The sequence below is a fragment of the uncultured Sunxiuqinia sp. genome (genome assembly GCF_963974515.1).
Lineage (GTDB): Bacteria > Bacteroidota > Bacteroidia > Bacteroidales > Prolixibacteraceae > Sunxiuqinia.
Genome location: NZ_CAXBDD010000003.1, coordinates 91920 through 105613, shown reverse-complemented (window position 1 = coordinate 105613; position 13694 = coordinate 91920). Strand labels below are relative to the sequence as shown.

At 44.4% G+C, this 13694-nt stretch carries 15 protein-coding genes; 10 read left to right on the top strand and 5 right to left on the bottom strand.

Annotation, left to right across the window (positions count from 1 at the left end; genetic code table 11):
• The first annotated feature begins 53 nt into the window (after positions 1 to 53).
• The 4 genes from AAC033_RS01810 (at position 54) to AAC033_RS01795 (ending at position 3268) form a co-directional block, all read left to right on the top strand.
• Positions 54 to 698 (top strand): peroxiredoxin, encoded by a 645-nt coding sequence (locus AAC033_RS01810; protein ID WP_339734743.1) that lies wholly within the window; start codon positions 54 to 56, stop codon positions 696 to 698.
• Positions 699 to 801: 103 nt separating this feature from the next.
• Positions 802 to 1626: a CPBP family intramembrane glutamic endopeptidase gene (locus AAC033_RS01805; RefSeq protein ID WP_339734741.1), complete on the top strand. Its 825-nt coding sequence runs from the start codon at positions 802 to 804 to the stop codon at positions 1624 to 1626.
• Positions 1627 to 1628: 2 nt separating this feature from the next.
• The gene (locus AAC033_RS01800; protein ID WP_339734739.1) at positions 1629 to 2105 is read left to right on the top strand and encodes a DUF456 domain-containing protein; all 477 of its coding nucleotides are present in this window, start codon (positions 1629 to 1631) and stop codon (positions 2103 to 2105) included.
• A gap of 389 nt (positions 2106 to 2494) precedes the next feature.
• Entirely contained in the window at positions 2495 to 3268 is a 774-nt protein-coding gene (locus AAC033_RS01795; protein ID WP_339734737.1) for a class I SAM-dependent methyltransferase, read from the top strand.
• A 38-nt stretch (positions 3269 to 3306) separates the two neighbouring features.
• On the opposite strand, the gene AAC033_RS01790 is transcribed toward AAC033_RS01795, so the two are convergent.
• A complete protein-coding gene (locus AAC033_RS01790; RefSeq protein WP_339734735.1) occupies positions 3307 to 4560 on the bottom strand; it encodes a DEAD/DEAH box helicase in 1254 nt (417 codons plus the stop codon).
• A 331-nt stretch (positions 4561 to 4891) separates the two neighbouring features.
• On the opposite strand from AAC033_RS01790, the gene AAC033_RS01785 reads away from it, so the two are divergent.
• The 3 genes from AAC033_RS01785 to AAC033_RS01775 all read left to right on the top strand — a co-directional run bounded on the left by AAC033_RS01785 (position 4892) and on the right by AAC033_RS01775 (position 8002).
• Positions 4892 to 7171: a copper-translocating P-type ATPase gene (locus tag AAC033_RS01785; protein WP_339734733.1), complete on the top strand. Its 2280-nt coding sequence runs from the start codon at positions 4892 to 4894 to the stop codon at positions 7169 to 7171.
• 23 nt (positions 7172 to 7194) lie between these two features.
• Positions 7195 to 7419: an SHOCT domain-containing protein gene (locus AAC033_RS01780; protein ID WP_339734731.1), complete on the top strand. Its 225-nt coding sequence runs from the start codon at positions 7195 to 7197 to the stop codon at positions 7417 to 7419.
• Positions 7420 to 7615: 196 nt separating this feature from the next.
• Positions 7616 to 8002, top strand: coding sequence for a DUF302 domain-containing protein (locus AAC033_RS01775; protein ID WP_339734729.1), 387 nt, complete (start codon positions 7616 to 7618; stop codon positions 8000 to 8002).
• 52 nt (positions 8003 to 8054) lie between these two features.
• On the opposite strand, the gene AAC033_RS01770 is transcribed toward AAC033_RS01775, so the two are convergent.
• A complete protein-coding gene (locus AAC033_RS01770; RefSeq protein WP_339734727.1) occupies positions 8055 to 9065 on the bottom strand; it encodes a helix-turn-helix domain-containing protein in 1011 nt (336 codons plus the stop codon).
• 120 nt (positions 9066 to 9185) lie between these two features.
• Here AAC033_RS01770 and AAC033_RS01765 point away from each other — a divergent pair, with 120 nt between their 5' ends.
• Both AAC033_RS01765 and AAC033_RS01760 read left to right on the top strand, forming a co-directional pair.
• A complete protein-coding gene (locus tag AAC033_RS01765) occupies positions 9186 to 10142 on the top strand; it encodes a VOC family protein (RefSeq protein WP_339734725.1) in 957 nt (318 codons plus the stop codon).
• Positions 10143 to 10345: 203 nt separating this feature from the next.
• Positions 10346 to 11014 (top strand): hemolysin III family protein, encoded by a 669-nt coding sequence (locus AAC033_RS01760; RefSeq protein WP_339734723.1) that lies wholly within the window; start codon positions 10346 to 10348, stop codon positions 11012 to 11014.
• 109 nt (positions 11015 to 11123) lie between these two features.
• Here the strand turns inward: AAC033_RS01760 and AAC033_RS01755 are convergent, their stop codons facing one another.
• Positions 11124 to 11810, bottom strand: a complete 687-nt coding sequence (locus tag AAC033_RS01755) for a pseudouridine synthase (RefSeq protein WP_339734721.1) — start codon at positions 11808 to 11810, stop codon at positions 11124 to 11126.
• Between the two features lie 323 nt (positions 11811 to 12133).
• Here AAC033_RS01755 and AAC033_RS01750 point away from each other — a divergent pair, with 323 nt between their 5' ends.
• Positions 12134 to 12505: a methionine-R-sulfoxide reductase gene (locus AAC033_RS01750; RefSeq protein WP_339734719.1), complete on the top strand. Its 372-nt coding sequence runs from the start codon at positions 12134 to 12136 to the stop codon at positions 12503 to 12505.
• 39 nt (positions 12506 to 12544) lie between these two features.
• Here AAC033_RS01750 and AAC033_RS01745 read toward each other — a convergent pair whose 3' ends face one another.
• Positions 12545 to 13102: a hypothetical protein gene (locus tag AAC033_RS01745; RefSeq protein WP_339734717.1), complete on the bottom strand. Its 558-nt coding sequence runs from the start codon at positions 13100 to 13102 to the stop codon at positions 12545 to 12547.
• 26 nt (positions 13103 to 13128) lie between these two features.
• Positions 13129 to 13683 (bottom strand): PepSY-associated TM helix domain-containing protein, encoded by a 555-nt coding sequence (locus AAC033_RS01740; RefSeq protein WP_339734715.1) that lies wholly within the window; start codon positions 13681 to 13683, stop codon positions 13129 to 13131.
• Positions 13684 to 13694: the final 11 nt, after the last annotated feature.

Here is a 13694-nt window from a genome sequence, read left to right as displayed (position 1 = left end):
CTGAAAAAGAAGTTATTATGAAACCAGAACATTAATCCTAATTAAAAAAGATCATGGAAGAACAAATTAATCAAATGCCTCGGATTGGTGATATGGCTCCTGACTTTACAGCCGATACCACCTATGGGCCGTTAAAATTCTCGGAGTATAACAAAGGAAGTTGGGTCATCCTGTTTTCGCATCCGGCTGACTTTACGCCGGTTTGTACCACTGAAATGAGTGGTTTTGCCATACAAAGCGACGAATTTAAAGCATTAAACACCAAACTGATGGGTTTGAGTATCGACAGCATTCATGCTCACGTGGCTTGGGTGAACAATGTAAAAAAGAACAGCGGTGTGTTGTTCAATTTTCCGATTATTGCTGATATTGACATGAAAGTGTCGAAGCTTTACGGCATGCTGCAGCCCAACGAAAGCGAAACGGCAGCCGTTCGTGCGGTGTTTATTATTGATCCAACCGGCAAGGTTCGACTGATGATGTATTATCCGCTGAATGTTGGGCGTAACATGAATGAGATTCTGCGGGTGTTGAAAGCTTTGCAAACAGCCGACAAACATGGTGTGGCCCTTCCGTTGAACTGGGTTCCCGGAGAAAAAGTCATTGTTCCACCGCCAAAAACAGTTCCGGATATGGAGGAACGCGAAAAATCGGACTACGAAATGGTTGACTTTTACCTGGCCAGAAAAGATTTGTAGCAAAGAAACTGATAAGGAAATAAAGCAGGAGGTGCTAATTATAGCGTCTCCTGTTTCATTTTAAGGAAAAGTCCGCTATTTTAGAGCAAGTTTAAAACGAACTATGAATTCGACTCAGAGACCTTACTTCCCGACAATCTTAGGGGCGGCACATTTGGTTATTTTATACATCTTCATTCAAACCGTGGTTGATTTTCCATTGGCGATTTGGGATTATTACCATGGTACAGAGTATTTGTCGAATCCGATTAAGAAGATCGCCCTTTCGCTCGGCTCCATCTTGTTTATCCTTTATTTTGCCTACCGGAAAGCTCAAACCAAACTCGGCATCTTGTTTCCAATCAAGCGGTTTAACCTGCTTATTTTTATTCCTGTGCTGACTTTTTTAGCGGCAGCACATGTGTTTTTGGGTGAAATCAACAAGAAAATCGACCAGGTGTTTCCTCCCCCGCCTTGGTTTTGGGAGCTTTTCGAACGAATCTTTGAAAACGATTATGGCTTTTTAGGCGCCTTTTTGAAAGTCGCCATTGTTGCCCCCATTGTTGAAGAGCTGATTTTCCGTGGTGTAATTATGCATGGCTTTATGCGCAACTACCCCAAGATTATCGCCATTTTGGTATCGGCCTTGTTCTTCGCCTTGTTTCATTTAAACCCCTGGCAATTTCCGGCTACTTTTTTACTGGGCTTGCTGTTGGGCTGGGTGATGGTTATTACGCGCAATATTTTAGCCTGCATCATAGGGCACTCCATCAATAATATACTGGTACTGCTGTCCATCGAATATTGGGACGAGATCAGCCAGTTCTCCTTCTTCCTGCTTGAGAAGGAAGAGCAGCTAATGGTCAGCTACCTGGTAGCCGGACTGAGTCTGGTGTTGATTGGCCTGCTGGCCACGGTTGCCCGAAAACAAACACAACCAACAACTTAGCTATGGATTACGTTTTAATTACGTTGGGCGTTCTCTTTATCATCAGTGGTATTTTAGGGGGTATATTGCCAGTTCTTCCCGGGCCGCCATTAAGTTATGTGGGGCTGATCCTGTTACACCTCACGGAGCGCTACCAGTTTTCCACCAACTTCTTAATTGTTTGGGGTGTGATTACCATCGTCGTGTATTTGCTCGATTACCTCATTCCGATTTGGGGCACCAAAAAGTTTGGCGGAAGCAAACGCGGGGTTTGGGGAAGTATCATTGGTCTACTGGTCGGAATGTTGCTTTTTCCGCCTTTCGGAATTATTGTCGGCCCGTTTTTGGGCGCAGTGCTGGGCGAACTCAGCAGCGGCAAACAATCGCGCGAGGCTTTTCGATCCGGCTTCGGTTCGTTTCTCGGCTTTTTAGTGGGAACCCTGCTTAAACTGATTGTCTCGGGCATGATGGCCTGGTATTTTTTCGCAAAGATGGTATAGAGATTGAGGATTGATTGCTGATTCTCGATTCTGGATTCTGGATGCTTGACTCTACACTTCCATCTAAAAATTCCTACATTACACGGAAAGGTTTCTGCTTAACGAGAAGAGCTAATTGCTTTGCACCGACTTTATTGTTTGGCGGATGCCCTCTGCGTCTAAAGAAATTCCTACCTTTGTTTGATCTAAAACCATTGGATGTTTAAAATTGAAACGGATCGGGTAAAGTAAATAACCCGGGGCATTCGCCGCTGGTTATCCCTCAATTGAACTCGGGCATGTACTTGTCGGAGTTATTTTCACATCTCGATTTTAATAACCTGTTGAAATCTGAAGAGCAATCGTACATTCTTTGCTTAAGGGTTTCAATCCTATAAATTTCAACACTCATGGATAACGATCATACATCTATTCACGAATTTGACTTCGATTTAATTTGCGAATATTTTTCAAACCTGGAACGACAAGGGCCGGGAAGCCCCGAAGTGACTTTAAAAGCCTTGAGTTTTATTAGTGGACTGAGCGGTGAATCGCACATTGCTGACATTGGGTGCGGAACTGGCGGACAAACCATGGTGCTGGCACAGCATGCGCCGGGACAAATTACAGGCATCGATTTATTTCCCGTGTTTATCGACCTTTTTAACCACAACGCCGGCAAGCTGAACTTGCAGGATCGCGTAAAAGGCGTTGTAGGTTCGATGGACAAGCTTCCTTTTCAACCGGAAACCTTAGACATGATCTGGTCGGAAGGCGCGATCTACAATATCGGCTTTGAACGGGGCTTAAACGAATGGCGGAAATTTCTGAAACCTGGTGGGTACATCGCCATCACAGAAGCTTCGTGGTTCACCGAAGAGCGGCCTGACGAAATCGATGCCTTCTGGCAGGATGCTTACCCGGGAATTGACACTATTCCCAACAAGTTGGGCCAAATGCAACATGCCGGCTATGTTCCTGTGGCCAGCTTTATCTTGCCCGAAAACTGCTGGATCGAACATTTTTATGTACCACAAGTTTCGGCTCAGGATGCTTTTCGAAAGAAGCATGCAGGAAATCAAACAGCCAAAGCGTTGATCGCCAACCAACGGCACGAAGCAAAGCTGTACATTAAGTATAAAGCCTATTACGGCTATGTATTCTATGTGGGAAGAAAACTGTAGCGATAAAAAAAAAGAAGCCAAAATTGGCTTCTTTTTTTTTATCGCCGATATGATCGGTTTTGCGATTTATTTCGATTGGCGAAGAACTCCTGCTTTCGCTTGCTCTTTTCCTTTTCAAAGGCCTTTTTTTCATTGGCCGTCATAGGCTTATCCGTTTGCGGATAAGGATTTTGCTGTACGCGTTCAATCCGTTGATTGATCAGGCGCTCAATATCTTTGACATAAGCATTCTCTTCGGGCTCGCACATTGAAATGGCAACCCCCTCGTCGCCTGCCCTGCCCGACCGACCAATGCGGTGTACGTAGGTTTCAGCCACATTCGGAATGTCGTAATTAATCACATACTTCAGCTTGTCAATGTCGATTCCGCGCGCAGCAATGTCAGTAGCTACCAGCACCCTGATTTCGCGGTCTTTGAATTTAGCCAGCGCCTTTTGCCGCTGATTTTGGGCCTTATCACCGTGAATGGCAGCCGATTCAATCTTGTGCTTTTGCAGGTTACGTACAATTTTGTCTGCTCCATGCTTGGTACGGGCAAACAACAATACCGGGTCCAGTTTCTGGTTCTTCAGAATGTGAACCAGCAGGTCGTTCTTGTCGCTCTTGTTGGTATAATACAAGTACTGAGTAATAGTTTCGGCAGTAGACGAAATCGGACTGACATCAATCTTTTCCGGGTTTCTCAGGATTTTGGATGACAGCTCAACAATATTGTCGGGCATGGTGGCCGAAAAAAACAGCGACTGTCGCTTTGCAGGCAGTTTGGCAATAATCTTTTTAATTTCGTTGATGAAACCCATATCCAACATGCGGTCGGCTTCATCAAGCACAAAATACTCAATATGACTCAGGCTAATAAAGCCCTGATCCATTAAATCGAGCAAGCGTCCTGGCGTGGCAACCAAAATATCGATACCACTGCGCAAGGCATTTGTTTGGGCACCTTGCTTCACCCCGCCGAAAATCACGGTATTTTTAATGCCTGTGTACTTTCCGTAAGTCGACAGACTTTCCCCAATCTGAATAGCCAGCTCGCGGGTTGGCGTAATAATCAACGACTTGATCATGCGCTGGTGATTACGTTGCCGCTGGTCATGAAAAAGGTGTTGCAGAATGGGAATTGCAAAAGCAGCTGTTTTTCCCGTTCCGGTTTGAGCGCTTCCAAGCACGTCTTTTCGAGAGAGTATGATGGGGATGGCTTTTTCTTGTATCGGGGTTGGATTCGTGTAATTTTCTTCTTTTAAGGCCTTCAGAATTGGCTCAATGATTTCTAACTTTTCAAATGGTGTCATTCACTAATTTTTGTTCCCATCTAAAAATAGTTTCTAAAAGTGATGGGATGATAAATAAAGGACGCAAAGGTAGCATTTAAATTCAACATGGTAATCGTGACGCTTAATTCGAAAATTTTACCCCGGTGTTTTGCATCTGACAACTTTCTGATCGGCTATTTTAACATTAGATTCTTGGTGTAGAAAAAGTACAACACCCGTGTACTGTTTGCCACGTACAAAAACAAACAATCAAACTTATTATCAGGCTATTTCAGCGTACTCCGCAGGATTGAAAAATCGAACTCTTGATGGCATGGTTTTTTCAGTTTTAGATTGAAAAAAGACAGCTATGGACCAACACAAGCACTCAGATCTCAGTGATCACAATAAAAACAGAGATCAATCTGACGATCAGCATCACAAGGAGCATTCCGGAAAACATGAAAAACAAAATGAGCAAGCCCATGAAAGCAGACACGAAAAATCCGAAACGAAATCAGGAACAAAAAAGAAGCACGACCATCACAATCCCTCATTTGACAGGAACAAGCAGAACCACAACACTCCCGAAAAGAGAAGCGAATCAGCGGAGGAAAAAGAACACCACCATCATCATTCCCGGGAAGAAGAAAATGTGAGAGGGGATCATCACGATCATGGTTCTCATGACCATTCCGGGCATCATGCGGCCATGATCCAGGACTTTAAAAAACGGTTTTGGATATCGTTAGCACTTACCTTGCCGATTCTCATTCTGTCACCGATGATCCAGGATTTGCTTGGCTATGAACTGACCTTTGATGCTTCCAATTATGTCCTGTTCAGCTTGTCGTCCGTCGTCTACTTTTATGGTGGGTGGCCTTTTTTGACAGGTCTGGCTGACGAGCTTAAAAAGAAACAACCGGGCATGATGACGTTGATTGCGGTGGCTATTACCATCGCCTGGGGTTACAGTTCGGCCACCACCTTCGGACTGGAAGGCAAAACCTTTTTCTGGGAACTCGCTACATTAATTGATGTTATGCTGCTCGGGCACTGGATTGAGATGAAATCGGTGATGGGAGCTTCAAAATCGTTACAACAGCTGGTTGACTTGATGCCGTCGGAAGCCCACCGACTGAAAAATGGCGATACAGAAGATGTAACTGTTGATCAGCTTGAAAAAGGAGACCTGGTGCTGGTGCGTCCGGGTGAAAAAATACCCGTTGACGGGGTAATTAGCGAGGGAGAAAGCAACGTAAACCAGGCTATGGTTACCGGTGAATCGCAGCCGGTCAAAAAATCAACAGACGACCAGGTGATCGGTGGAACAATCAACGGCAACAGCTCGCTTAAGATAAAGGTGGAGCAAGTAGGTGAAGATGCGTACCTTGAAAAAGTCATTAACATGGTGCAGGATGCCCAAAATAAAAAATCAAAAACTCAACATTTAGCAGATCGCATTGCCTTTTGGTTGACCATTGTAGCCCTGACCATTGGCTTTGGCACCCTGGCGGTTTGGTTGGCAGCTGGCGAGCCTTTTGCCTTCGCGCTTGAGCGCATGGCCAGCGTGATGGTCATTACTTGTCCACATGCATTGGGATTAGCAGTTCCTCTGGTGGTGGCCATTTCAACATCCATATCGGCACAAAACGGCCTGCTGATCCGCAACCGGACAGCCTTTGAAAATTCGCGTAAAATATCCTTAATGGCCTTCGACAAGACCGGTACGCTGACCAAAGGCAATTTTGGGGTGACGCGCTTTCAGTCAGTCCAAGAACAGTTGTCAGATGACGAAATTTTAAAGCTGGCCGGTGCAGTCGAATCTGAATCCGAACACCCGCTGGCGATCGGCATTTTGGATAAAGTGAAAGAAGAGACAATTAAACTTCCGGACATCGAGAATTTCAAAGCCCTGACCGGAAAGGGAATTGAAGCGGACATTGGGGAGCGAAAAGTAAAAGTGGTCAGTCCTGGCTTTCTAAAGGAAAACAACCTAGATATTCCGGATGAAGCCAGTCAGAATGGGAAGGAAACTATTGTTTTTGTCGTGGTTGATGACCAGCTTGCAGGCTTTATTGCCATGGCCGACGAGATTCGTGAAGAATCGTACGAGGCAATAAAAACATTGAAAGAGAATGGAATGAAGGTTTACATGATGACTGGCGACAACGAGCAAGTAGCCAAAAGTGTCAGCGAGGAACTGGGCTTGGATGGTTATTTTGCCGGCATTCTGCCCGACGAAAAGCTGGATAAAGTAAAGGAATTTCAGCAACAAGGCGAGTTTGTGGCCATGACCGGCGATGGAATCAACGACGCGCCTGCTCTGGCCACAGCCGATGTTGGTATAGCTGTCGGATCAGGGACCGATGTTGCTGCCGAAACTGCTGATATCATTCTGGTTAACAGCAATCCAAACGACATCGTTTCGCTGGTGATGTTTGGAAAGGAAACTTACAGAAAAATGATCCAGAATTTTGTTTGGGCAACAGCTTACAACATTGTGGCGATTCCTTTGGCTGCAGGTGTTTTGTACCAATCGGGCATACTTATCAGCCCGGCACTTGGAGCAGGATTAATGAGTCTTAGCACTATCATTGTCGCCATCAATGCCCAATTGTTAAAAAAGAAACTACATATTAACCACTAATTTTTAAGAAAAGGAGACCTGATATGATGAATGGATTTGAATTTCATGGCTGGGGAATGGGCTTTGGCTGGACCATTGTTCTTATTCTGATTTTGGCCATGCTTTGGCTTCTCTTGCGCACGGTTGGAAAGCGTAAGCGAAAACCGAGAAGAAGACATAAAACGGCCTTTGATATTCTGAGAGACCGTTACGCCAAAGGAGAAATTGACCAGCAGGAGTATGAAAAACGCAGAAAGGATCTGAAGTAAATGCACAGCCTGCCCCAACATTTTTATATTCGTAAATTACAGCTAAATTCCTACTTGAGTCCTTACCGATCTGACAAATTCGACAGGAGCAAACAAAGGCGAACTCCAAACTGTTGTTAGCTTAACAACAATGAACATATGACGATTTAAACTCGATTTAAATAAATTTTATTAATCACCTAAAAGAACAATAATCATGAAGTATTACATTGATAAAGTGACGGACTACACCTTTGACGAGGCCGTTGAAAAAGTGACAGAAGAGTTGAAAAAAGAGGGATTTGGTGTTTTATCTGAAATTAACATCCACGAAAAGCTGAAAGAAAAGTTGGATGTTGACTTCCGGAAATATCGGATCCTCGGTGCCTGTAATCCACCGGCAGCCTATCAGGCCTTGCAAGCTGAAGATAAGATTGGCACCATGCTGCCCTGCAATGTCATTGTACAGGAAACCAGTAACAACAAAGTTGAAGTGGCCGCTGTGAATCCGATTGCCTCCATGATGGCCGTAGAGAATCCAGCGTTGGAGGCGATTGCTACAGATATTACTGACCGACTTAAGCGTGTGATTGCGGCTTTGTAGTTAGATGAGTCAAGAGATGAATAGCGCTGGTGGGTTGATTCAATTCGTTGAACTAAACTGCCAGCCTTTCTTTCACATGCTTCACTTTCTCACTTTTAGATGAGTACTTATTCCGATATTCGATTGGCGAAATACCAGCCACTTTTTTAAACACATCGCGAAAAGCCTTCACATCGACATAACCCACATCATACATCACTTCGCTCACAGTTTTAACTCCCGCTTCCAGTTCTTTTTTCGCGGCTTCCATTTTTACCCGCTGCATGTATTCGGCAATGGTATTCGATGTTGCCCGCTTGAACCGGCGCTCCAACGTTCGTCGCCCGACGTTCACCTGCTGCGACAATTTGTCAATGGTAATTTTATCCGAAAAATTTTGCTCAATAAACTCCTGCGCCTTCAAAACCACCTCATCCTGATGTGCTTTCTGCCCCATAAACATCATAAACGGCGACTGGCTGTAACGTTCAATGTCAATCATAAAAGCTTTCGAAGCCATGACTGCAAGCTCGCGATCAGTATATTTTTCAATGAGATACATCAGCAGGTTGGTGAATGAATATGCTCCTCCGCTGGTATAAATACCATCTGCTTCGGTCACAATCTTATGATCCTTCAGAATAACCTTCGGAAACTGCTTTCTGAATTCGTGCGCAAACTGCCAGTGGGTGGAACAGGGCTTTCCATTCAGCAAGCCCGTAGCTGCCAGAAAAAAGGAGCCAATACACAAGCTGACTACTTCGGCACCACGGTGGTAATGATTAACAATCCAAGGCGCCAGGAAAGCATTCATCCGCAGGTTTTGCCGCAGGTCGCCATGAATGGCTGGAATGATGATCAGATCGGTCTTTGTGACTTCATCAATCAGCAAATCGGGGTTAATCGTAAACAGACCATTGGTTTGGGTCATCGACCGGGAAACACCAACCAAATGCAAATTAAACAAGGGTTCGCGGTTGGTTGATTGCAGAAATTCATTCACCCAGGAAAAAATCTGGTGAGTCCCCTCAATGTTCACGAGACTATAATGTCCATTCGGAATAAGTATTGATACATGTTTCATTGTTTTCAGGTTTTGTGGTTTAATGTCGCAATACGCCCTTTAATATGACGGCATTACACATTGTTAACAACGAAAGTGATTATTAAGTTTGTATATCGATCAACAGAAAATAAATGAAATATGAAAACGACAGAAAAGAGTCATCCTGCAAGGAATGGCACAAACGAAAAAGAACATCAACAAAAAATCAGACCATGCCTATGGTTTAGCGACCAGGCTGAAGAAGCAACCGCTTTTTACACCTCCCTATTCGACAACTCGCGTATTGGCCGAACTTCCTACTATGGCGAAGCAGGAAAGGAAACCCACCGGATGGAACCGGGAACTGTCTTGTCCATTGATTTTCAAATTCAAGGATTTCAGTTTACAGCCTTGAATGCTGGGCCCCATTTTAAATTTACCCCCGCGATTTCTTTCTTCATCAACTGTCAGACCCCGGAAGAAGTTGATCGCTTATGGGCACGGCTTTCAGAGGGAGGTACCGCACTAATGCCACTAAACAAGTACCCGTTTAGCGAAAAATATGGGTGGATTGAAGATAAGTATGGCCTATCGTGGCAATTAAATCTCACCAACGATATGGCGAGGATTGTTCCGTCGCTCCTCTTTGTAGGTCGAAATAATGGGAAGGCAGAAGAGGCCATTCATTTCTATACTTCTGTTTTTGAGAACTCTTCGGTTGGGGCGCTCAGCCGCTACAAAGAAGGCGAAGGCGGCACCGAAGGAACACTCAATTATGCGGCATTCAAACTTGACGGACAGCAATTTGCAGCGATGGATAGTAGTTTACAACACGCTTTTGCGTTCACAGAGGCAATATCAATGATGATTGCCTGTCAAACACAAGAAGAAGTCGATTATTTCTGGGATAACCTATCTACAGGAGGCGATTTGAATGCACAGCAATGTGGCTGGCTTAAAGATAAATATGGCGTTTCCTGGCAAATTGTCCCCTCAATAATGGCTGATTTGATTGGCGATCCCGACATTGAAAAGTCAGGGAGAGTAATGAAGGCCATGATGCAAATGAAAAAGCTGGATATTGCCGAGCTGAAAAAAGCCTATGAAAACAAATAATGGTTTTATTGAAGGCAACAAATGGGTGTCGATCGGTGCTGGTGTTTTCGCGCTACATCTGGCGGGAAATTGAATCAATCAGTTTTTCTGATTTATTTCTAATTTTGTCCTTGCAGAGAAATCAAATGGCTGACAAAAGCACTTGGCCATTTGAAATGGGAGCTGGCTGAGAAATACGGACAGCAAACAACAGATCGGACAAAATGAAAAAAGTAAAAGGAAAGAACTTAATTCGGGCGGAAGAAATCGCCAATAGCATCTCGCATGGCATCGGGATTGGGCTGGCAATAGCCGGAGTAACCATTTTAACCGTGTTTGGTGCGCTTTACGGCAATGCCTGGCACATTGTCAGTTTTGCAGTATTTGGAGCCAGCATGATTTTGTTGTACCTTGCTTCGACCCTCTTTCACAGTGCCAAAAATCCGCGGCTAAAAGCCAAACTGAACCGAGTAGACCACTCGGCCATATACATTCTGATTGCTGGCTCGTACACGCCCATTTCGTTGATTTCGCTTCGTGGATGGATTGGCTGGACGATTTTTGGACTGATTTGGGGGATGGCTATTGCTGGAATTGTTTTTAAGATGCGGTTCTACTCCTCTAAATGGCGTAACCTTTCGGCTTGGCTTTATGTGGCTATGGGTTGGCTGATTGTTGTGGCTATTGTACCCGTCATTCAGAATGTCCCCAACACGTCGCTTTGGTTTTTGCTGGCGGGCGGACTAAGCTACACATCGGGAGCCATTTTTTATCTGTTTCCAAAAGTGCCATTTTTCCATCTCGTTTTTCACCTATTCATTTTAGGTGGCTCCATCTGCCACTTTTTCTCATTTTTGTACCTGCTTCCGATCCAGGCGATTTCAAATTCTTGAGGAGTCTGGCCTCCCTTCAGTTGCAGTTTCAAATTCCACCTGTTCATCCCTGTCGATAGCACCTTCAAGAACCGACTCGCCCACAACAAAAATGACTACTACCTCATAACTATGCTTGAACAGCCTCAAGCAATCGTTCAAACTCATCTGGAAATTTAGCTTCAAAACTTAGCTTTTCACCCGACACCGGGTGAGTAAAGGCCAGTTTCGACGCGTGCAACATCAACCGGCTAAATCCCCATTCGGCTTTGATTAGCTTGTTCAGGGTGAAATCGCCATGGTGCGAGTCGCCAACAATGTCGTGTCGGTTTTTGGCAAAGTGCTGCCTGATTTGATGCCAACGTCCCGTATCCGGCATTACACGAACCAGACTCAGGCAAACATTGGTGTGTTCTTTATACGAAATATTGGTTTGCACCAGCCGCTCCCGCTGAAAGCGTGTCAAGGCATCCTTTTTGAACTTGCTTTTTTTCTTAACGACTACCTTCCCGTCAAAAAAGCCTTTATCGGGCACTTCCCCCAACACAATAGTCAAGTACTCCTTATCAACTTCCTTTCGCTCAAACTGTAACGTTAGATGATGCGCCACCTCCGATGAGCGAGCCAGAATAATCAGGCCGGATGTTTTTGAGTCGAGCCGGTGCACATTGTAGATCCACTGTCCGGTCTCGTCGCCAATCAATTTGGTCAGGTACGGCGCATCGTGAGGCATAAAATCGTTTTTATGCACCGGCAGATCAACTGGCTTATCAACAACCAAAAGATATTCATCCTGGTAGATTATGGGTATTTCCATAAATTATTGGAATTATTTTCTGTTTCTGATTTCGGCCGCAAGATACCTTACTTTTGACAGTTAAAGCCAAAGCTCCATTCAATATTTTTCAAATCATTTTTAACTCAGAACACCAAAAGCGCAAAATATGACAAAAATAACAGAGGGTAATGATTGCCGAACAAAATCATCCATCTGGCTGTCTGTATAAAAAAACAGTGACATTCTTTTTCTTTCAGGTGGAACAACGAGTGAAGATGAAACAATTCAGTTATTTTATATTGCTCCTATTGCTGGACTGGTCCGTACCCGCCTGTACACAGAATCTTAAAAACAATACAATCATGGAATACAATCAGTTAAATCAGTTCGAAGAATATGTCATCATCCATAAAGGCACAGAACCTGCTTTCTCCGGAAAATATGACAAGCACAAAGAAGCGGGCACATATATTTGTAAACAATGCGACGCCCCTTTGTACCAGTCGGCCAATAAGTTTGATTCGGGCTGTGGCTGGCCCAGCTTTGATGATGAAATCGCAGGAGCCGTTAAACGAACGACCGATGCCGACGGAAGACGGACCGAAATTACCTGCACAAATTGCGGAGGACACTTGGGCCATGTTTTTACCGGTGAAGGTTTTACGGCTAAAAACACCCGCCATTGTGTAAATTCAGTTTCTTTGAAATTCGTACCCGCAAGCGAAGCGAAATAACATTAAAAAGAGGCTGCCAAGCACACGGGCTCTGTCAACTTATTCAACTTCTTCGCTTGATATTCCATCGAGGTAGAAAATAGAGTAGTAACCTTTTTCGCTGGCCTCGATTTTCTGGCGCATTTTCGCAAGCTGATTCACTTGATCCTGATCATGATCTCCGCCATCAACTTCATGGTTTCCATCGTGCCCCATGGCATGATCCGCGTCGCTGACGGTGCCTTCATCTTCTATTTCAGCCGCCATCTCGGCTACGTAGGCATCATCAATCCGAATTTCCTGCAATACGCCCTTCACTTTTAAGTCACTCCCCATTTGCTCCTGGTTGAAGGAGCCAATCTGGTGGCCGGCTTCAACGCGAATGGTTGCCTCCTCCTGGCTTCCCATTAAAAAGCAACGGGCGCCGCTATGTTTGCAAACATGCGAAACCATTCCGGTGACAACAACTTCCTTTCCAACAAAATCATCACCTTGTTGCTGAATTTCATCTACTGTAAAAGTGAGAAGTTCTTCATTTGAGCTTTCCGAATTTTGGCGCGATGACTGGCAGGCTGCGAGAATCAATAAACCAAATAGAATAAAGCTAAGTTTTTTCATACAACTCAATTTTTAGTTTTTAACGGTCAAGATATGTAAAAAATCAGAAAGAACAGAGGAACAATGAAACCCAACAAGGTCAGCCACCATCCCCTTCCGGAAAGTCCATTTTTCCCACCAAGCAGAAATAATCCGGATACCGACACAAAGATCAAAACGACCGATAAAATGTCAGACACCCAAATCCAAGCTTTGGAAGTAGCTGCCATATGTAATTTATTGATGTGATAGAAAACTGGTCGTCTGACAAGCAGCTCCATTTCAGCGGTTCCATTGAGCGGATCATAAATTATCATCCCATTTTCAATAAATATCTTTACGACTTTTTGATTGCTGTTGAAATGCTTTTTATAAACCGGTCCGTGATCGAAAAGCTTTAGCACCTGCCTTATTTCTTCAGCACTGTACGCTCTCCATGGTCTCTCATCAAACAGCATTGTTTCGGAAACCACCCGGTAATCCGGATTCCAATCTTTGCGATGGTTAAGTGCGATTCCTGAAACCGCATAAATAAGCACTAAACCAGTGATGAAGTATCCCAGGTCGCGATGCCAAATTCGTAACAGACGTCTGATTTTCATTAAAACTTGCC

What these genes read in the sequence shown, in the direction of transcription:
- AAC033_RS01810 (WP_339734743.1), top strand. Translation starts at nt 54, where the DNA reads ATGGAAGAACAAATTAATCAAATGCCTCGGATTGGTGATATGGCTCCT.
- AAC033_RS01805 (WP_339734741.1), top strand. Translation starts at nt 802, where the DNA reads ATGAATTCGACTCAGAGACCTTACTTCCCGACAATCTTAGGGGCGGCA.
- AAC033_RS01800 (WP_339734739.1), top strand. Translation starts at nt 1,629, where the DNA reads ATGGATTACGTTTTAATTACGTTGGGCGTTCTCTTTATCATCAGTGGT.
- AAC033_RS01795 (WP_339734737.1), top strand. Translation starts at nt 2,495, where the DNA reads ATGGATAACGATCATACATCTATTCACGAATTTGACTTCGATTTAATT.
- AAC033_RS01790 (WP_339734735.1), bottom strand. Translation starts at nt 4,560, where the DNA reads ATGACACCATTTGAAAAGTTAGAAATCATTGAGCCAATTCTGAAGGCC.
- AAC033_RS01785 (WP_339734733.1), top strand. Translation starts at nt 4,892, where the DNA reads ATGGACCAACACAAGCACTCAGATCTCAGTGATCACAATAAAAACAGA.
- AAC033_RS01780 (WP_339734731.1), top strand. Translation starts at nt 7,195, where the DNA reads ATGATGAATGGATTTGAATTTCATGGCTGGGGAATGGGCTTTGGCTGG.
- AAC033_RS01775 (WP_339734729.1), top strand. Translation starts at nt 7,616, where the DNA reads ATGAAGTATTACATTGATAAAGTGACGGACTACACCTTTGACGAGGCC.
- AAC033_RS01770 (WP_339734727.1), bottom strand. Translation starts at nt 9,065, where the DNA reads ATGAAACATGTATCAATACTTATTCCGAATGGACATTATAGTCTCGTG.
- AAC033_RS01765 (WP_339734725.1), top strand. Translation starts at nt 9,186, where the DNA reads ATGAAAACGACAGAAAAGAGTCATCCTGCAAGGAATGGCACAAACGAA.
- AAC033_RS01760 (WP_339734723.1), top strand. Translation starts at nt 10,346, where the DNA reads ATGAAAAAAGTAAAAGGAAAGAACTTAATTCGGGCGGAAGAAATCGCC.
- AAC033_RS01755 (WP_339734721.1), bottom strand. Translation starts at nt 11,810, where the DNA reads ATGGAAATACCCATAATCTACCAGGATGAATATCTTTTGGTTGTTGAT.
- AAC033_RS01750 (WP_339734719.1), top strand. Translation starts at nt 12,134, where the DNA reads ATGGAATACAATCAGTTAAATCAGTTCGAAGAATATGTCATCATCCAT.
- AAC033_RS01745 (WP_339734717.1), bottom strand. Translation starts at nt 13,102, where the DNA reads ATGAAAAAACTTAGCTTTATTCTATTTGGTTTATTGATTCTCGCAGCC.
- AAC033_RS01740 (WP_339734715.1), bottom strand. Translation starts at nt 13,683, where the DNA reads ATGAAAATCAGACGTCTGTTACGAATTTGGCATCGCGACCTGGGATAC.